This is a genomic window from Embleya sp. NPDC008237, assembly GCF_042956465.1.
Taxonomy (GTDB): domain Bacteria; phylum Actinomycetota; class Actinomycetes; order Streptomycetales; family Streptomycetaceae; genus Embleya.
This window is the reverse complement of sequence record NZ_JBIBGL010000009.1, coordinates 26,049-45,194: the sequence shown is the minus strand read 5'-3', so window position 1 is coordinate 45,194 and position 19,146 is coordinate 26,049. Positions and strand designations below refer to the sequence as shown.

The 19,146-nt window shown below is 71.9% G+C and carries 12 protein-coding genes; 4 read left to right on the top strand and 8 right to left on the bottom strand.

The annotated features are described in order from the left end of the window. Window positions 1–110 precede the first annotated feature (110 nt). Window positions 111–695 (bottom strand): snapalysin family zinc-dependent metalloprotease, encoded by a 585-nt coding sequence (locus ACFZBU_RS23445; RefSeq protein ID WP_391585565.1) that lies wholly within the window; start codon window positions 693–695, stop codon window positions 111–113. A gap of 207 nt (window positions 696–902) precedes the next feature. Next, window positions 903–2,387: a glycosyl hydrolase family 18 protein gene (locus tag ACFZBU_RS23440; protein ID WP_391585564.1), complete on the bottom strand. Its 1,485-nt coding sequence runs from the start codon at window positions 2,385–2,387 to the stop codon at window positions 903–905. 468 nt (window positions 2,388–2,855) lie between these two features. Here ACFZBU_RS23440 and ACFZBU_RS23435 point away from each other — a divergent pair, with 468 nt between their 5' ends. Then, window positions 2,856–3,413, top strand: a complete 558-nt coding sequence (locus ACFZBU_RS23435; RefSeq protein WP_391585563.1) for a hypothetical protein — start codon at window positions 2,856–2,858, stop codon at window positions 3,411–3,413. A gap of 249 nt (window positions 3,414–3,662) precedes the next feature. Here ACFZBU_RS23435 and ACFZBU_RS23430 read toward each other — a convergent pair whose 3' ends face one another. From ACFZBU_RS23430 to ACFZBU_RS23415, 4 genes are all read right to left on the bottom strand, one after another. After that, a complete protein-coding gene (locus ACFZBU_RS23430) occupies window positions 3,663–4,001 on the bottom strand; it encodes a restriction endonuclease (protein ID WP_391585562.1) in 339 nt (112 codons plus the stop codon). A gap of 357 nt (window positions 4,002–4,358) precedes the next feature. Then, on the bottom strand, window positions 4,359–5,192 hold the full coding sequence (locus ACFZBU_RS23425) for a trypsin-like serine peptidase (RefSeq protein WP_391585561.1): 834 nt from the start codon (window positions 5,190–5,192) through the stop codon (window positions 4,359–4,361). Between the two features lie 283 nt (window positions 5,193–5,475). Continuing rightward, window positions 5,476–7,902 carry an ABC transporter permease gene (locus ACFZBU_RS23420; protein WP_391585560.1) on the bottom strand — a complete coding sequence of 809 codons (2,427 nt, stop codon included), beginning with the start codon at window positions 7,900–7,902 and terminating at the stop codon, window positions 5,476–5,478. After that, window positions 7,896–8,681, bottom strand: coding sequence for an ABC transporter ATP-binding protein (locus ACFZBU_RS23415; RefSeq protein WP_391585559.1), 786 nt, complete (start codon window positions 8,679–8,681; stop codon window positions 7,896–7,898). The genes ACFZBU_RS23420 and ACFZBU_RS23415 overlap by 7 nt, the downstream gene beginning before the upstream one ends. A gap of 83 nt (window positions 8,682–8,764) precedes the next feature. On the opposite strand from ACFZBU_RS23415, the gene ACFZBU_RS23410 reads away from it, so the two are divergent. After that, window positions 8,765–9,672 (top strand): IS5 family transposase gene (locus ACFZBU_RS23410; protein WP_391585558.1). Its coding sequence is split into 2 segments (ribosomal slippage): window positions 8,765–9,113 and window positions 9,113–9,672, totalling 909 coding nucleotides; the frame shifts between segments, so codons are not numbered across the junction. Window positions 9,673–9,830: 158 nt separating this feature from the next. Next, window positions 9,831–11,756 carry an ABC transporter ATP-binding protein gene (locus tag ACFZBU_RS23405; RefSeq protein WP_391585557.1) on the top strand — a complete coding sequence of 642 codons (1,926 nt, stop codon included), beginning with the start codon at window positions 9,831–9,833 and terminating at the stop codon, window positions 11,754–11,756. A 421-nt stretch (window positions 11,757–12,177) separates the two neighbouring features. Here the strand turns inward: ACFZBU_RS23405 and ACFZBU_RS23400 are convergent, their stop codons facing one another. Next, a complete protein-coding gene (locus ACFZBU_RS23400) occupies window positions 12,178–15,084 on the bottom strand; it encodes a type 2 lanthipeptide synthetase LanM family protein (protein WP_391585556.1) in 2,907 nt (968 codons plus the stop codon). A gap of 89 nt (window positions 15,085–15,173) precedes the next feature. Next, the gene (locus ACFZBU_RS23395) at window positions 15,174–15,377 is read right to left on the bottom strand and encodes a DUF6229 family protein (RefSeq protein ID WP_020557656.1); all 204 of its coding nucleotides are present in this window, start codon (window positions 15,375–15,377) and stop codon (window positions 15,174–15,176) included. A gap of 542 nt (window positions 15,378–15,919) precedes the next feature. Between ACFZBU_RS23395 and ACFZBU_RS23390 the strand changes: the two genes are divergently transcribed. Beyond that, on the top strand, window positions 15,920–19,144 hold the full coding sequence (locus tag ACFZBU_RS23390; protein ID WP_391585554.1) for an AMP-binding protein: 3,225 nt from the start codon (window positions 15,920–15,922) through the stop codon (window positions 19,142–19,144). The last annotated feature ends 2 nt before the right edge of the window (window positions 19,145–19,146 follow it).

The following is a 19,146-nucleotide window of genomic DNA, read 5'->3' as shown; positions in this document are numbered from 1 at the left end:
CACCTCGGGATGGACGCCGTCGTGGTGGGGGCCGGGGTGGCTCAAGCGGCATCCTCGGCCGTGGTGCGGCCGGACGCCCATGGACTCGGGTGGGCCGTCGAAGCGGGACCTCAGGGCGCGTCGACCATGACCCGGCCGGTGGTCGGAGTCTGCGCGGCGGTACGGCCGCCGTAGGCGGACTCGACCCGGGACCGTTCGGCCGCGTCGGCAACGGGGTTCCGGCAGCCGACTCCCGCGCTGGAGCCCGACATCAGCTTGGAGCACGGACCCGGTTTGGTGTCCGGGAGGCCCAGGTTGTGGCCGATCTCGTGGGCGGCGATGCGGGTCTTGTCGTAGCCCTGGTCGACCGCCTGGCTGCCGAGTTCCACCCACGCCTGCCCACCCGGGCGGACCGGGCCCAGGCTTGCCTGCGGCCAACCGTTGGTGGCGGTGATCCGAATCTGGGCACGGGTACCGGGCGGCGCCTTCACCAGCTTCACGTTGGTGACGTTCGCGTTCCAGGCAGCGACTCCGGCTGTGATGGCCGCTTCCCAACCACCGGCTCGGGAGTCGTCGTAGTAGAGGGTCGTCGCCGCCGAAACGCCGTTCGGGGCGGCGGCGTTGGACGGCGCGGCCGCGGCTTGCTCCGCAGGCGCCATGACCATGGTGACGACCGCGGCGGTCCCGACCACCGCGAACCACTTGGAGTGGGGCATGAACATCCTTCCGCTCGACTTGTCCGTGGCGTGGCGAGGCACAGGCCCCTTGGTTGTTCGGCGACCTGTCGACTCGTTCGATGGGAGTATGTGCGTGCTCGTCGGTTTCCAGGCATACCAGTCGGCCATAACATCCACGCGGAAACGGCAACCTCGGTCGCGGCCGGCCCCGCCCGGGCCGGCCGCGACCTGTGTCGGGTGGGTGGTCTATCCCAGTCCGCCGTTGAGGGCTGCGGCGAGTTCGCCGTTGTCGGTGTCGCCGCTCAGTTCCCAGAAGAAGGCGCCGCCCAGCTTCTGTTCCTTGGCCCACTTCGTCTTGACGGCGAGGCTGGCCGGCGTGTCGTAGCCCCACCATTCGTTGCCGCAGTGGCCGTACGAGGTGCCGCCGGCCAGCCCGGTGGCGGGGCAACGAACCTTGAGTGCGCGGTAGCTGCCGTCACCCGACGCGGGCGCGGTCGCGGTGCCGCCCGGTTCGCTCTGGGTGACGCCCGTCCAGCCGTGGCCGTAGAAGGGGATGCCGAGCAGCAGCTTCTTCGCGGGTACGCCCTTGCTCCGGAGCTTGGCGATGGCATCGGCCGAGTCGAAGTTCGGCACGGGGATACCCGGGTACGACGTCAGCGGCGAGTGCGGGGCGGTCGGGCCCTGCGCCATCCACGGACCGAAGAAGTCGTACGTCATGACGTTGTACCAGTCCACGGCCCCCGAGGCGCCGCCGTAGTCGGCGACGTCGAGCTTGCCGCCCGGGGCGGCGTCGGCCGTGATCGCGGCGCTGACCAGGGCGCCTGCGCCGAAGCGGGCACGGGTGGCGTCCAGCAGGGTCTTGATCGACCCGAAGCCGCTCGCGTCACAGGTCAGCCCGCACGCGTTCGGGTATTCCCAGTCCAGGTCGATGCCGTCGAACACGTCGGCCCAACGCGGGTCTTCGACCACGCTGTGGCACGACTCGGCGAACGCGGCCGGGTTCTGCACGGCCTGGGTGAAGCCGCCGGACCATGTCCAGCCGCCGAACGAGTAGAGGACCTTGATGTTCGGATACTTCTTCTTCAGCTCGCGCAGCTGGTTGAAGTGGCCCTTCAACGGCTGCTCCGCGGTGTCGGCGACACCGTCGACGCTGTCGGCGGCGGTGTACGGCCTCTGGTAGTCGGCCCAGGGATCGCCGACCACACACTTGCCGTCCACGACGTTGCCGAACGCGTAGTTGATGTGCGTGATGTTGCGAGCCGTGCCGGACGTGTCGATGTTCTTGGCCAGGTAGGGGCCCCAGTTGGTGAAGTAGCCCAGCTTGATCTTCGCTTCGCCGGTGGTGCGCACCTTCGCGGGAGCGCTTGCGGGACCGACCTGATCCCTCGTGTCGCGCGCGACGACGGTGTAGGTGTAGCCGGTTCCGGTGTTGAGGCCGCGGTCGACATAGGACGTGTGCCGAACGGTGGCGACCTTGACGCCGTCGCGCAGCACGTCGTAGTTCCGCACGCCCCGGTCGTCCCTGGCCGCGCGCCAGGAGAGTGTGACCGACGTATCGGTGACGTGGCTCGCGTGGGGCCTGCCCGGCGCGGTCGGCGGCCGGTCCCGGCCCCGGTCGGACGTCTGGTCGGACGTCTCCGAGCCGCCGACGCCCTCGGCATGGGCCGGCCCGGTCAGGCCGACGAGGGCGCCCAGGGGCAACAGCAGGGCCGTGAGCAGAGCGATGAGCATACGACCGCGCCTGGTGCCCGGCCGATCGGGGTCTCGCGGGTGCGTGACGGGTCGTGCGGTGCCTGTGCTCAAGGGAACTCCTCGAACTCGGTCCGAACGTACGGGGACTGCGTCGCCACGTAGGCGTGTCGAGAGCTACGACACACCCCGTCGCGGCTGCCCGAGCCTAGGAAGGGCCCGAACCACCGGTCAATGGTCTGTACCAGATTGGTCTGGACCAGAGTCTCTCGTGTTCGACGAACCTCGGCGGTTCGTGGTCGACGTCCGCCCGGTTCGCGCCCGTGGCGTCGATCACCCGCAGCGTGCAGCACCATGCCCCCGGCCGCAGCGCGTGGGCGCGATCAGGGTTGGGCGTTGTACGGCCTCCGGACACGTGGCCGGGGCTACCGAACGACCACGGGGATCCGGCACGCTTTTCAGTAGCCGTCGGGTACGGGCTCGGCGAAGGCGATCGAGGAGGACGACTCCATGTCCCGGAAGGCATATCCCGGCTTACGTCCGCTGCGCGTCCTGCGCCTGTCGGTCGCCGCCGTGCTGCTCGCGGCGGTGGCACTGGTCGGCCCCGGCGGCGCGGCGCCCGCGCAAGCGCACGCGGGCGGCGGTGTGTACCGGCTGAAGCTGTGGTGGATGTGGCAGCGCGGGGACAACTTCACCGCCGCCACCCCGGCCGACGACCAAAGCGCCGCGCCCGGTTACCTGCTCATCCGATACGAGCCGTGGGTCTACGCGGACCCGGAGGCCGGCACGGTCCCGCTCCAGCTCTACTGGCACGCCGGCCGCGAGGACAACGCCAGTGTGGCCGACATCAACAGCCTCGACGCGGTCGCCGCCGCCGGGTACACCTACATCCGCACCCAGGGCTGGCTCTATGCGACTCCGGGCCCCGGCAGGGTGCCGCTGTACCTGTACTGGCACGCGGGTCGCCAGGACTTCCTGACCGTGGCCACGCAGGCAAGTATCGACTCCGCGATCTCGGCGGGCTACGTCCTCCAACGCATCGAGGGCTACGTGATGTCGAACCCGTAGGAGCTGTCGGCCTCACCCGGTCAGCCGACGCGGTGGGCGATCACGGTGATCGTCGCCTCGTCGGGACCGGCGTACACGAGCCGAGCCCGCTGCCGGCGTCCATCGCCGCGAACGCGGCGCGGCGATGGACACCCATGTGTCCGCCCACCGCGCACCCCCGTGGAGTCGTCACGTTCCGAAGTCGCATGGTGACACGAAACACATCCCGAGCGGAACCGGCGAACATCCGGCACCGGCGAGGGTTCGAGGTCAGCGGCGTCGGGTTGGGCCCTGGCCGGTGCCGTTGAGGGTTGCGAGTCGGGCGAGAGGGGTTCCCTGGTTCCACAGTCCGAAGAAGTCACGGTGGACGGCGAGGATGCCGTTGTCCACGGCGAATTCGGTGGACTGCTTGCTGAGCGTGCTGGTGGTGACGAGCACGGCGATGTCGGCGCCGAAGTGGGTCTTGGCGCCGAGGAGGTCGCGGACCTCCTTGGGGACGATTCTGCGGGTGGGCACGTAGCGTTTGCACTGGATGACCGCGGAGCGCCCGTCGGGCAGCCGGCGCAGTAGGTCGGCGCCGTTGTCCCCGGAACCGCCGACCCGACGCACCTGCGTGCATCCGTCGCGACGCGCAGTTCGGCCACGAGTTCCTCGAATTGCGGGCCGGTGAGCGCGTCCACTTCCGCCAGGGTCCGCCGTCGCCCCGCGGCCACGGCGTCCTGGTGTCGCCACCGCTCGTCCTCGATCCGCGCGGCGCGGTGGGCGCACCACAGCCACCACCCCGCCCCCGCCGACGCGGCGGCCACCGTCACCCCGAGCGCCGCCCACACACCCCCGACGACGAACGCGATCGCCACCAGGATCGCCGTCGAGGTCCCCGACCACCGCACCCCGCCTGCCACGCAGGGCTCACGAGGTGCGGTGGTGTCGACGGACCCGAACCGCGGCCGTCTCCGTGGGTGGGCGTCAGGGCTTGGGCAGAGTGCAGCCCGGCAGGCTCAGGTCGACCTTGTTGCCGATACCTATGCAGGGCACGATGATGTACGTCTCCTGGGCGTAGTTGATGCCCTGATGGATGGTCACGTTGCCGTTCTGGTCGACCTCACACGGGTTGTTCTCCGTGCAGGTGGCGCCATCCTCGTTGCCGGTGTTGTTGACGGCGACGACCTTGCCGGTCGTCGTGTCGATCACCGGGGAGCCGGACGTACCGCCGATGGTGTTGCAGGACGACGTGTAGCGGACCGAGTCCCGCCAGGTCCAGTCGCCCTCCTTCAGGCGATACACGAAGCCGTCGACGTTGCAGCTGTAGATCCGCTTCCAATACCCGGAAACCACCTTGATCGCCGAACCGGCCACCGGGTGCCGGTCGTTGAGGGTCAGCGCGCTGATCCCATACGACCTCTGGATCTGCGCGTAGGTCTGGGTGAGTTCGTAGATCGAGATGTCCGTGTCGGTCATCGTGGCGTACGAGACCTTGTGGGCCCGCAGGGTGGCGACCCTGGAACCGGAGGCGCCGAGCAGCGAGAAGGTGCGGGACGACGGCTGGTCGGTGATGACCTCCCCGGCACCGGGGAATCCGGTCTCGAGGCAGTGGCCGTTGGAGAGGACGAGCGCGGGGTCGCCCGGCTGCGAGTTGGGCATCCGGATCACGGATCCCGAACAGTTGCTCAGCGCCACCGTACCGGCGAAGTTGACCGCCTTGACGGTGGCCGGCGGGGCACCGACGGCGGGTGCAGTGCCCGCGATCGCGAACAGCAGGGCACAGACGACGCCGAGTGCGCCGACGAGGGACTTCTTCATGTGAGGTTCCCCTTTTGAGGGTGGGGACGATGAAGGAGCGCAATTGTGTGGTGCATGCGCATTGTTGAGGCTTCGACACCCAAGGGACAAGTAAGCAAAGTGAGTTGGCTGTTTCTTTGCGCACGCCGACCATTGCCGCACCCGCCCGAAGCCCCTCCGTTGCGTCTTGTCGTGAGCGAAGGAAGAACACGACGAACCGTCGCCGGTGGTGCTTGCCGGCCTGGTTGATCGCGGCGAGGGTCTCGGTGCCCCGACCCGTGAAGTCGAAGTCGCCGATGTCGCTTCATCCTGCGGGTATTCGGTGGCGGTTGGGGCGGAGGGCCATCCACGCGGGGCCTACGGAGGCGGCCAGGGCGGCCGTGAGGCATGTGGCGATGACGCCGCCGACGAGCGTCCACGGCACGACCAAGGGGACCGAGGTGCCGCCGAGATCGCTCAGCGCCGAACGCAGGCTCAGCAGCGACGGCACGGCGACGACCGCGCCGAGCGCCGTGCCGATGGTCACGACGATGGCCGACTCGGCGGCGATGGCGCACAGCGCCTGGCGGACGGTCGCGCCGGAAAGGCGCAGGACGCGCAGATCGGGCAGCCGATCGGCGGTGGCCATCATCAGGGTGTTCGCGATCGCGATGGCCGTGTAACCGACGGAGACCACCACGAGCAGCACGGTGAAGATCCACACGAGGCGTTGCTCCTCGGCGTCGGCCGACGAGGCGTAGGCGGCGACGCTCACCTCCTTGCCGCCGAGCGGCGCCGGCGCGGGATCGGCTCCGGTGCGAAAGACGGCCGCCGTCAGGGCCGAGGGATCGTGGAAGCGGACGGTCCCGCGCGGGAACAGGACGTCGTAGGGGGTCGACCGGTCGGCCAGCACGGCGACCACGCGCATCGTCTCGGTGGCGCCGTCACGGAAGGTCACCCGCGCGTCGCCGCTGTGTCGCCACCCCAGGCGCGCGGCGGCGCTCTCGGACACCGCCATCGTGGTGGGGCCGCGCAACTCGGCGAAGGAGCCCTGCCGAACCTCGACCCGGTCGCCGACGGCGGCGAATTCGTCGGTGACCACACCCGCCGCCTCGACGACCGCGTCCTTGTCGCCGTAAACGGTCGTGGGTGTCAGCGGGGTGCCCGCCACCTCGGCCACCGCGGCGTCCGTCAGGCCCGGGGTGTCATCGGGCACGATCACGCGCTCGGCGCGCACCGACGCCGCGCGCCGCGCCTCGTAGGACTGCGCCGTGGTCGCCACCATGCCCGTGATCAGCACCGCCAGGCCGACCGTCGCGAGCACCGGCGCCGCGGTGGCGGCGGTGCGGCGCACGGCCGTCAGCATGCCCTCGCGTACGAGCAACCCGATCGCCCCGGCGCCTCGCGACAACGGCCATGTCAGCACCCGCACCACGGGAGGCACCACCGCCGGGGCGAGCATGGTCAGCCCGACGATGAGGGCCATCGGCGGATACAGCCCGAAATCCGCGAGCGCCCGGGGGTCGGCCGTCGCCGTGACCGCCGCCGAGACCACGCCGAGGGCCACGAACAACAGCCCACCGACGACGCGCCCGCGCGACATCGGCCGGTTGTCCACGTCGGCCTCACGCAGGGCCTCCAAGGGCGCGATCCGCGCGGCGCGACGGGACGCCGACCACACTCCCGCCATGGCCACGACCATGCCCAGCACGAACGCGCCGGCCAGGGGCAGCACGCCGACCTCGACCGTGAAGCCCTCGGGCTCGAACCCGAGATCGACCAGGACGCCGGCGAACGTGGGAGACAGGACTCCGCCGAGCACGACCCCGAGCCCGGCCGCGAGCGCGGCGACGGCGCACGCCTCCGCGAACAGCGCGCGTCGAACCTGCTTCGGCGTGGCGCCGATGGTGCGCAGCAGACCGAACTCGCGTCGACGCCCCGCGACCGAGAGGGCGAACGTGGACGCCACGACGAACACGGTCGTGAACGCGGCCAGAGCCGCCATGGCGGAGAGCACCTGGAGGCCCACCCATCGAGTGAACGCGGCGTGGCCCGGTTCCAGTTCGGCGCGGTCGGAGCCGGTGAGCACCCGCCCCTCCGCGCCCACCACCGCCCGCACCGCCGCCGGGTCCGGCGTCGCACCGGCGCCGGCGAACAGGCCCAACACGCGTACACCGCCCGCGAGTCGATCCGCCCGACCGTCCGTCAGGTAGATGCCGGGGCCGTCGACGAGGCCCGACACCGTGTAGGGCGCGGGTCCAGACGCGGTGAGCACGGTGACCGTGTCGCCGGGGCGCGGCCCGAGCCGGCGGTCGAGCACCACCTCGTGGTCGGCGACGGGTGGCCGCCCCGCGACCGGCGCGTGGGCCGCGAGCGCGGCGCTCGACCAACCGTGCCCCAGCGGATCGTCGGACCGGGGATCGCCGACGGGGCGCCGGCCGATCACCACCTGGGCGTAGAACGAGCGGTCCACCACGACGCGCCCGACTCCGGGCACGGCCGCGAGTCGATCCGCGAGCCGCCGCGCCCGTTCCGCCGACCACGGGGGGCCGTCGTCGAACGGCGGCGCCTGCGGCCGGGCCTCGCCGCCGCGTACGAGCACCGGCGCAGCCGCGAACCGCTCCGGGGTCTCGGGGCCCGAGGACAGCAGGACCACGCCCGTCGTCGCGAGGATCGTCACGCCCAGCCCGAGGCCCACGAAGGAGCCGAGGAACGAGACCCACCGGGCCCGCATGGTGGCGAGGGTCAGCACAATTCCTCCAGCCACGCCATGCGGGCCGCGATGGTCTCGGCAGAGATGCCGGCCCCCTCGGCGCCGCGATGGATCTCGTCGGCCACGCGGCCGTCGGTGAGCAGTACCACTCGATCCGCGAAGGCGGCGGCGGTCGGGTCGTGCGTGACCATCACCACCGTCTGGCCGTGCGCGTCGACGACTTCGCGCAGCAGGCGCAGGACGTCGCGCGATGCCTTCGAGTCGAGCGCGCCGGTCGGCTCGTCGGCGAAGACCACCGCGGGCCGGGTGATCAACGCGCGGGCGATGGCGACGCGTTGTCGCTGCCCGCCGGACAACTCGGCCGGTCGGTGGCGGGCCCGGTCCGCGAGCCCCACCTCGGCCAGGGCCGCCGCGACGCGCGCCGGGTCGGGGCGGCGCCCGGCGAGGCGCAGCGGCAGGGCGACATTCTGCTCGGCGGTGAGCGCGGAGACGAGATTGAAGGACTGGAAGACGAAGCCGACGCGCGAGCGCCGAAACAGCGTCGACTCGTGCTCGTCGAGGGCGCGCACGTCGACGCCGTCGACCCGGATCTCGCCGCCGTCGGCGCGGTCGATGCCGGCCGCGCATTGCAACAGCGTGGACTTGCCCGAGCCGGAGGCGCCCATCACCGCGGTCAGCGTGCCGCGCGGGAAGTCGAGGGTGACGCCGTCGAGCGCGATGACCCGCTGGGCACCCGCGTGGTGCGTCTTCGTCACGCGAAGCAGGCGCACGGCCGGGCCCGTCGGTGTGGGTGTCGGTGTGGATGGCGCTGTGGTCATGCCCTCCAGGAAACCGTCGGCGAACGCCCGGCACATTGGTGCCAGGGCGAGAGCGGGACTAAGGCCTGTCTGATAATGATCTTGTGGTGTCTCGGGGTGGGTTGACGGATGCGGCGTGGGTTCGGATCGAGCCGTTGTTGCCGGTGGTGGATGGTCGTGGTCGGCCGTGGCGTGATCATCGGCAGGTGATCGACGGGGTGTTGTGGCGGTTGCGGACCGGTGCTCCGTGGCGGGATGTTCCGGCGCGGTACGGGCCCTGGCAGACGGTGTACGAGCGGTACTCGCGGTGGGAGGCGGACGGGACGTGGGCCGCCTTGTTGGATCACGTGCGGGTGCGGGACGACGCGGTCGGCCGGGTCGACTGGTCCGTTTCGGTGGACTCCACGGTCGTTCGCGCGCATCAACACGCGGCGGGGGCGCGGAAAAGGGGGTTGCGGACGGGGACGAACCGGGCGGCGTGGAGCGTGCGGCGTCGGGCCCGACGCCTGCGGCTCGCGAGGGTCTCGGCCGTTCGCGGGGCGGGTTGACGACGAAGCTGCATCTCGCGGTGGACGGGCGGGGGTTGCCGTTGTCGATCGTGGTCACCCCGGGGCAGGCGGGGGACGCGCCGGCGTTGGACGCGGTGCTCGCCGGGATTCGGGTGCCGCGGCTCGGTCCGGGTCGGCCGCGGGTGCGGCCGACCCGGTTGATCGCGGATCGGGCGTACTCCTCGCGGGCGATCCGTGCCCGGTTGCGGGCGGCGGGGGTGCGGGTGGTGATCCCCGAACGGGCCGATCAGCGGGCGAATCGTCGCCGTCGGGGTCCTGCGGGCGGGCGTCCGCCGGCGTTCGACCGGGAGGCGTACCGCGAACGCAACGTGGTGGAGCGGTGTTTCGCTCGCCTGAAGCAGTTCCGGGCGATCGCGACACGCTTCGACAAGCTCGCCGCCCGCTACACGGCGGGCGTCGTCCTGGCCTCACTGATCCTGCGGCTCCGCGAACCACAACCATGATCGTTTTGTCAGACAGGCTCTAGTACCGGCCTTCGGTCCCGCGTTCGGCTTCGCGGTGTGGCGGCGGGTCGGCTGCGTGGGGCTTTCGAACCCGTCGGCACCCGTAGCGTGCTCCTGTCCCGGGCATACCGTACTCGTCGGCCGGGAGGGGTTCGCGGATGACCGGGCAAGTGCCTGTGGAAATGGGCGAGTTCGACGAGTTGGGGCAGGGGTACGACACTCCGTTCGACGGGGACGCGGCGAATGCGGGTCTGGGCCGCATGGTCACCCGGCTGCCGGTGGCGCTCGCGCAGGTGTGGCGGCTGTCCCGGGCGGCGAGTCGGCGAGCGACGTGGCTGTTGGTGCTCGCGCAGTCGGCAGCGGGGGTGGCCACCGCGTTGGCGTTGCTGGCCACCGCACGGGCGTTGGGGGCGTTGTTCGCCTCGGGGCCGGCGCCGGATCGGGTCGGCGCGGCGTTGCCCGCGGTGGTCGCGGTGGTGCTGGCCACGGCCGTGCGGGCGGGGTTGGAGACGGTGGTGGCGGCGACCCAGGCGCGGTTGTCGCCGGGGATCCGCCGGGTGGCGGAGAACCGGCTGCACGCCGCGGCGGTCGGCGCGGACCTGGGCGCGTTCGACGACGCGGACTGGCACGACGCGCTGGCCCGGGCCCGGGATCGCGGCATCGACCACGCGCAACTGGCCCTGGGGCACGCGGTCGAACTGCTGGGGGCGCTGGTGGGACTGCTGGTCGGGATCGGCGTGGTGACCGGGCTGCATCCGGTACTGCTGCCGCTGTTGGCCCTGTCGATCGCACCGCAGGGGTGGGCGGCGCTGCGTTCGGCCCGGATCGGCTTCGAGGGCATGGTGCAGCGGATGACGCTGTATCGGCGGTTGTGGCTGTTCGCGGATCTGCTCAGCGCCCGGGAGGCGGCGGCGGAGGTGCGCGCCTGTACCGCCGAGCGACCGTTGCTCGCCGAATTCCGGCGGCTGGCCGGGTCGGTGGAGCGGGCCGAGGTCCGGGTCGGTTATGCGCAGATCCGGGTGGGGGTGATCGGACGGACCCTGTCCGGACTGGCACTGGGCGCCACGTACGTCGCGCTCGGCCTGCTCGTGCGCGCCGAGATCGTGCCGCTCGCGGTGGCGGGTACGGCGGTGTTGGCGGTGCGGACCGCGAGCGGTTCGCTCGCGACGTTGATGGTGGCCGTCGACCGACTCTACGAGAAGTCCCTGTACATCACCGACTATCACGCGTTCCTGGACGAGGCGACCGCGCGTTCACGGCCGGCGGCGACCCGGGCGGTGCCGGTGGGCTTCGCCGAGATCCGGTTGCGGGACGTGTACTTCGCCTATCCCGGCAGTGCGGAGTCGGCGCTGCGTGGGGTGGATCTGGTCATCCGGCGTGGGGAGACGGTGGCGCTGGTCGGCGAGAACGGGTCGGGAAAGACCACGCTCGCCCTGCTGTTGGCCGCGCTCTACCACCCGGACAAGGGCACGGTGCACTGGGACGACACGGATCTGGCCGACGTCGATCCGGTCGGGATCCGCGAGCAGGTGGCGCTGGTGATGCAGCAGCCGACCCGCTGGCCGGTGACGGCGCGTGGCAACATCGTGCTGGGGCGCGCCGACCGGGTCGACCCGGACGGCGCGGCCATGACGCGGGCGGCGCGGGACGCGGGGGCGGAGGGCCTCATCTCGCGACTGCCACACGGGTACGAGACGTTGTTGTCGAAGAAGTTCCGGGCCGGGGTGGATCTGTCCGGCGGGCAGTGGCAGCGGATCGGGATCGCGCGCGGGTTCTATCGCGATGCGGGGTTGCTGATCGCGGACGAGCCGACGGCGGCGTTGGACGCGCGGGCGGAGCATGCGGTGTACGCGAACATCCGGCGGCTGGCGGCGGGGCGGACGGTGGTGCTGATCAGTCATCGGCTGGCTTCGGTGCGGGAATGCGATCGGATCGTGGTGCTGGGGGGTGGGGCGGTGGTGGAGCAGGGTACGCACGAGCAGTTGATGCGCTCGGGGGGTTTGTACGCGGAGCTGTATCGGCTGCAAGCGGCGGCATATGTGGGGCCCGATGAGGCGCACTCGCCTTCGGCCTCGGGGGCCTGAGGGCCTCAAACGCCGGCCGGGCTACTTGGCCTCAAGCGCCGGCGGGGCTGGGTGGCCTCATGCGCCGGCGGGGCTGGGTGGCCTCAAGCGCCGGCGGGGCTGGGTGGCCTCATGCGCCGGCGGGGCTGGGTGGCCTCATGCGCCGGCCGGGCTGGTTCGCCTCATGCGCCGGCGGGGCTGGGTGGCCTCAAGCGCCGGCCGGGCTACTTGGCCTCAAGCGCCGGCGGGGCTGAGTGGCCTCAAACGCCGGCCGGGCTACTTGGCCTCAAGCGCCGGCCGGGCTGGTTCGCCTCAAGCGCCGGCCGGGCTGGTTCGCCTCAAACGCCGGCCGGGCTGGTTTGCCTCATGCGTCGGCCGGGCTGTTCGGCTTCAAGTGCGGCGAGGCTGTTGGTCTCATGGGCCGGCCGGGATGGGTGTCCGGCTACAGCTCGTCGAGTAGCAGGAGTGATGGAGGGCGGTGTGGCTGGGGGTGGTTCAGGCGGAGGAGTTGGTGGAGGGCGCCGGCGGTGCCGGGGAGGAGGCCGGTTGTGGTGTCGGTGGTGGACTTGGTGAGGGGGCCGTAGGTTTCCAGGGCGGTGAGGAGGAGGGCGTTCAGGTGGTGGGGGGTGGGAGCGTCGGGGACGTGGGTGCGTAGGTGGTCGGGGGCGCCGTGGAGGAGGGTGTCCAGGAGTTCCCAGGAGCCCAGGTCTCCGTGGCACAGGGTGTAGTCCCAGCCGAAGCCGGTGCGCCAGGTGGCCGCGGCGGCGCGGAGGGCGCGGTCCAGGTGGGTGCGGGCGTCGGTGCGCACGTACAGGTCCCAGGCGGCCAGGCCGATGCCCGTGCTGCCGTGGCACCAGGAGTCCAGGTACAGGACCTGGTCCGCCTCCCGGCCGTCGAGCCAGGCGCCGGCCTCGGGCCGGTACAGGTTCTCCTGGAACGTGCAGGCCAGCTCGGCGAGTTCGAGGTGTTCGGGGTCGCCGGTGACCAGACCCAGGCGGGTCAGTGCCCAGCCGAAGCCCGCCGCGCCGTGGGCGAACCCGCCGATGCCGTGCGGGAAGAGCGCGGTCGGCCAGCGGGCGGCCCGTCCACGCTCGGTGTCCTCGACGACCGCGCGCTCGACCAGCAGTTTCCCGGCGGACTCCGCGACGCCGCGCCAACGGGGGTCGCCGGTTCGCTCGGTCAGTGCCAGCAGCGGGACCACGAGCCCGGCGGCGCCGCCCGCGACGTCGAGGATCGAGTCCTGGGCCAACAGCTCCGACGCGCGCTCCGCGTGTGCGATCGCCCGATCCAAGTACGCCTGCCGGCCCGAGGTCGCGCCCAGCGCCAGCCAGGTGCGTACCGCCGCGCCGATCCCGTCGAATGCGCCGACCCGGGTGATGGGTACCGCGTCCTCCATCGCCGCGAGTGCCCGGATCGCGCCGTCGGCGACGGCTTCCAACTCGGGCACCGCCGGTACGTGTCCGCTGCGCGACTGGGCCAGATAGGCGTCCAGTGCCAGTGCCATGCCGGCCTGTCCGCTGTAGAAGTCGGCGGCGAACGGCCTTACGCTGAAACCGCCTTCGGTGTACACCGGGCCGATCCAGGTGGCCGTGCCGTCCGCGCCCACCACCGCGCGTGCGCACAGGTCCCGGGCCATCCGGGCGGCCAGATCGCGGCGGCGGTCGTGCAATCGGCCGGTCCGGACCGGCAGGTCCCGGCGTCGATTCGCCTCGGGCATCGCGCTGCGGTCGCGATAGACGCCCAGCAGCGAGGAGCGGATCATCACCTCCTCGAACTCCGGGTCGCCCGCGCGCCAGCGCTCGACGCTCGCGTCGATCAGGTGGACCGGGTCTCCCCAGGTGGTGCCACGCGGCCCGTCCATCCGGCCGTCCTCGGGGCGGACACCGAAGAACGGCACGTCGCCGTCGAGGAGATCGGCCACCTCGGCGCGCACCACCTCGGGGCTGGTCGGCGCGCCGTGCAGGGCCTTCGCCTGGCGGGTCAGCACGTCCCGGGCGCGTTCGACGGCCGCCGGCTCGTCGTGCAGGGAGGCGGGGTGCCACAACATCCGGGCGATCTCGACGTAGACCTGGGTGGGTCGCAACACCACGCGCAGGTCACAGCCGAGGAAGGCGTCCAGGATCGGGCGCAGTCGGCCGGCCCGGTCCAGGCCGTCGAGTCGGTCGCGCAGGTCTCGGTAGCCGCGCACGATATCGTCCTGATGGGCCATCGGATCGGCGTCGGGGGCGGGCAGGTTGGCCGAACCGGCCACCTCGGCGGGCTCCATCGCCAGGCGGGCCAGGTCGGTGCCGGCGCCGGAGATCACCGGTACCGGGATGCGGGGTTGTTGCTCGGGCAGCGCGCCCACGGCGGACATGTCCACGCCCTGGAGCACGAGTTGGGCCAGCCGCATGGGTAACAGCCCGGTGCGCAGCACCGTTCGGCGCACCGAGGCGGCGGCGGTGTCGAAGGCGTCACCGAGTCCGCTCGCGCCCACGTTCGGCTCGGGGCTGAACAACGTTTCGCAGTCGACCACCCACGGGACGGGGCCCTGGGCGATGACGTTGTCCGAGTGCAGGTCGGTGGCGCCGAGCAGTTGCATCACGCACATCCACTCGCCCAGCCCCTGGTAGAAGCGGGCCTGCTCGCGCGCGTCGGCGCAGTGGCGGTGCTCGACGTGCTCGGCCCAGCCGTAGTCGTCGCCGAGCACGACGCGCGGGACCCGGATCCGGTCCGCATGCGGGGTGCCGGCCAGGAGGGCGTCCAGGGTCGCGGCCAGCGCGACGTCCACGGCCAGCGGGCGGGGCTTGTACACCGCGCGGCCGGCTTCGAAGCGCAGCAGGGCGACGGTGTGGCCGCCACGATGCGAGTCACCGGCGTCCGGGCCGAGTTCGACCAGTTCGCCGGGCGGCGTGCCGAGCAGGGCGGCCAGGCGGTGGCGGTCGGCGGCCAGACGGCGGGCCAGGGCGAGCAGCGCCGCGCAGCGATTGCGGATCACCCGGTCCAAACGGGGTGCGAACGCCGGGTAGTCCGCGTCCAGTTCGCTCCAGAAGCGGGTCTCGGCGGCGAGTTCGAGGAATTCGTCCCAGCGTTGCTCACTGGTGTCCCGGGTGAGTCGGCCGGACATCCGTGCGGCGTGCAGTTCGAGCAGGAGCAGTCGGTTGGCCTTGGGGCGGACCGCGCCCAGCAGGGTGCGATGGGCGGCGCGCCGCAGGATGTTCCGCTCGGCTGCCGACAGGGGACCCGGCACCGCGTCCAGGCGGCGGCGGAAGCGGTTCAGGGCGGGCACGATCAAGGGCTCCAACGCGGCGTCGAATTCACCGGCGTCGTCGTACGTCACCACCGGGCGGGGCCGGACCGGGATTGCCATGCGCGGATCGCCACCCATCGATGACGGACCCGCCGGCCGGGTTCGACGAGGTGCGACGGGCCCCGGGCGGCGGGTCGTTGAGGTACGGATCAACAACAGGCGCGAGTGCGCGACCAGGAGCACGCGGTGCCGCAGCTGATCGCGGCGACGTCGATCTCGGTGAGGCCCTGTTCGGTCGCGGTTCCGCCGATGTAGAGCGAACCGGCGGGGTTCTCCACGCCGTCGGCCGATTCGGCGCCGGAGCGCCAGGCGTTGACGACGGTGTTCCGAGCGGCATTCGATGCGGTGCGCATGACGATACCTTTCCGCCGATGTCCGACGTTCCCGGCGGGTACGCCGGGTTCACCGGCCATCGACCCTGGGTTAGGGAAGTGCGGCAGGCTCACGGTAGCGCCGGAAACCCGGCCGCGACAGACCCTGATCGACTCGGGTGAATTCGCTCTGCCGACCCGGGAATCGAGCGATTCGTCCGACGCCGCCCGACCAACCGGTGTGGGTGTGCCGGGCGTTCGAAGCAGCTCGGCGGGCGATTTCTCGCCCGGATCCGGACCGGGATGTCGTCCGGCTCTTGTCATTGGTCTAGTCCATTGACAGTCTTGGAGTTGTCGCCGACGGTCATCGCTCCATGACCTGATCGGCGGTTCCCGTATGGCATTTGCGCTGCCCAGCGTGGGCCGATGTTGCCCATCGCGTTTTGCACGTTGCACTCCTACCCCGGAGATACATCCATGCGCCGAGCCACAACTCACCCATGCCCGCGTCAGGTCCCACCGATTCGGACCGCGAGGTGACCGCCGCCGAGGCCCGCCGGAGGTCGACCGACCCGGCGCGCCCCGTGACGAGAGCGACCGCGCCGGGATCGACCGTGCCGGGCCTGCTGGCCGCCCGCGCGCTCGTCGACCCCGATCGGGTCGCCGTCCTCCAGCCCGGAACACCGGAAATCCGGCTCACGTTCGCCGCTTGGGATCGCCGATCCACCTCCCTGGCACGCGAGTTGCGCGCGCGCGGTGTGCGCGGGGGAGACCGGATCGGGTTGATCTTCGCCGGTCGCGAATGGGCCGACTACGCCGTCGCCTACTGCGCGGTGCATCGGGCCGGCGCGGTCGCGGTACCGCTCCCGGAGCGACTGCCGCCCGCCGCCCTGGGCACGATGCTCACCCACTGCGCCGCCACCGCCGTGTTGCACGGCGCCGAAGTCCGGCCGGCCCCCACCGATGCGTGGAGCTCGCCCGCAGCCGAACTCGAAGCCGCCGCCGCCGGGGCCGAGGGCCGTACGCCCGAACCGGGTCCACCGGAGCGGCACCGACCCGATTCGCTCCGACCCGATCCGCACGGACCCGCCCCGCACCGGGCGCCCGCGCCGGTCCCGCCCGATCTGCCCGTCCCGCACCCCGACGATCTCGCCCAGATCCTGTACACCTCCGGCACCACCGGCACCCCCAAGGGCGTCGCCGCCACCCACGCCAACCTCACCTTCGGCTTCGAACCGGCGCCCCGACGGCGCCAGTTGGCCCACTCGCGGCACTTCCTGCACGCGTTCCCGATCGGCACCAACGCGGGCCAGACGATGTTGCTGAACGCGTTGACCGCCGAGCCGACCGCACTGTGCGCACCCGCGTTCGACGCCGAGGACTTCTGCGCGCTGATCGCCGCCTACCGGGTCGGGACCGTGTTCACCGTCCCGGCGATGGCCGCCGAGCTGGTGAACTCGCGAGCCTGGACCCGGCACGACGTGAGCGCGGTACAACTGTTCGGCTCGACCGCCGCCGCCCTGCCGCCGACCACCGCGCTCGCGCTGACCGAGGCGTTCCCGGATGCCACCATCGTCAACTCCTACACCTCCACCGAGGCGGCGCCCGCGCAGACCACCATGGTCTTCGACCCCGACCGACCCACCTCGGTGGGCCGCGGCACCGGACGGGACGACCTGCGCATCGTCGGCGACGACGGCGAGCCCGTACCCACCGGCGAGGCCGGCGAGATCTGGCTGCGCTCGCCCACCGCGTCGCGCAGCTACTACCGCGACGCCCGGGCCGACGCCGAGGTGTTCACCGACGGCTGGGTACGGATGGGCGACATCGGCCGCCTGGACGCCGACGGCTACCTGTACCTGATCGACCGGGAGAGCGACCTGATCAAGTCCGGCGCGATGCGGATCTCCACCCTCGCGGTGGAGGCCGCGCTGTACGAACACCCTGCCGTCGCCGACGCATCCGTGTTCGGCGTGCCGCACCCGGTGATGGGCACCATGGTCGCCGCCGCGCTGGTGCTGCGGGCCGAGGTGTCGGCCGAGGACCTGCGCGCGTTCCTGCGCGAGCGGTTGACCCGGCACGAGATCCCGACCCGCCTCCTGCGGATGGACTCGCTGCCCCGGAACCCGGCGGGCAAGGTGCTCAAACACCAACTGCGCGCCCGGTTGAGCGCGAGCGACCCGCCGACGGCGCGCGTGCCCCGGACCGCGACCGAGGTGGCGGTGAGCGGACTGTGGGACGAGGTGCTCGGCTCTTCCGGCGCGGGCCCCGACGACAACTTCTTCGCGCTCGGCGGCGACTCGTTCAAGGCCACCCGGCTCGCCGCCGCCGCCGAGCGGCTGTTCGCCCTGGACGTGCCCTCCTCGCTCGCCTTCGACCGACCCGAACTGGCCGCGCAGGCCGCCTGGATCGACGCCGCGCGGGCCGAACCCGTGCCCGCCCGGGCAGGCGACCCGCAGACATCGGCCGAACTCGCCCCGATGCCGCTCAGCTCGCAGCAGGAGAACTTCTTCGTCTGGATGCACGCCACCGAGGAGACCCGCGACGTCGGCCCGGTCAGTGTGGGCATCCGGATCACCGACACCTTCGACCCGGACACGCTGACCGCCGCCCTGGCCGAAACCGTCCGCCGACACGAGGCGCTGCGCACCGTGTTCCGCTACGTCGACGGCGTCCCGGAGGCGGTCGTGCGGAGCGAACTGGCGCCCGAGGTGCGACGGGTGCGCGCCGAGGGGGGAACACCGGCCGAACGCGAGCGCTTCGCCCACGAGCACGCCCGGATCGAACGCGAACAGGGCTGGGATCTGGCGCGCGGCCCACTCGTGCGCGTCCTGCTGATCGAACTCGACGCCGCGGACCACGTGTTGATCCTCGCCGTACACCACATGGTCTTCGACGGCTGGTCGATGGGCGTGCTGCTGCGCGAACTCGCGATGATCTACTCGGCGTTTCGCACCGGACGCCCCAGTCCGCTGCCGCCACCCACGCCGACCTGCTCGGAACACCTGGGTTGGGCCCGGGCCCAATGGCCGCGCACCCGGCCGTTCTGGGAGGCGTCCCTGGCGGGCGCACCCGCCGCGATCGACCCCTTTCCCGGCCGGAACGTCACCGACCGGCTGCACAGCGCATCGGTACGGTTCACCCTGGATGCGGACCTGGTCACCCGGCTGCGCACGAGCGCGCGCGCACGGGGCGCGACCCCGTTCATGCTGGCCACCGCGTGCTGGACGAGCGTGCTGGCCAGGGCCGCCGGCACCCGCGACATCGTGGTGATGTCACCGGTACCGGGGCGTTCGCGACCCGGCAGCGAGAACCTGATCGGCTGCCTGGTGCAATCCCTGCTGATCCGGGTCGACCTGCACGGCGACCCCTCGTTCGACGAACTGCTGACCCGGGTCCGCAGCGCCGCGCTGGCCGCCAACGAGCACCAGTCCTACCCGTTCGCCGAGTTCTACCCGCGCTTTCCGGACGCCGCCTGGATTCGCTACGAGAGCTGGTCCAACCGGGCGCACTTCCTCGGGCTGGTCTCCGAACCCTTCGAGCTGCCTCGCGAGTTGGACGCCGAATGGTCCACTCCCGGCGGCCGTCCCGACCTGGGCGTGCCGGAACTGGCCCTCACCGAACAACCGGACGGCACCATCGCCGGCTGGCTGCTGTACAACGAGCGCGCATTCGCCCCCTCCGTCGTCGAAGACCTGGCGCAGGCCTTCGTCGACGCCTGGGCACCGGCGCTCGACCACCCCCAAGCGCCGGTGTTCGGGGACTCCGACGCGCTTGTGCACCCATCCACCGCCACCGAGAAGGGCTGACG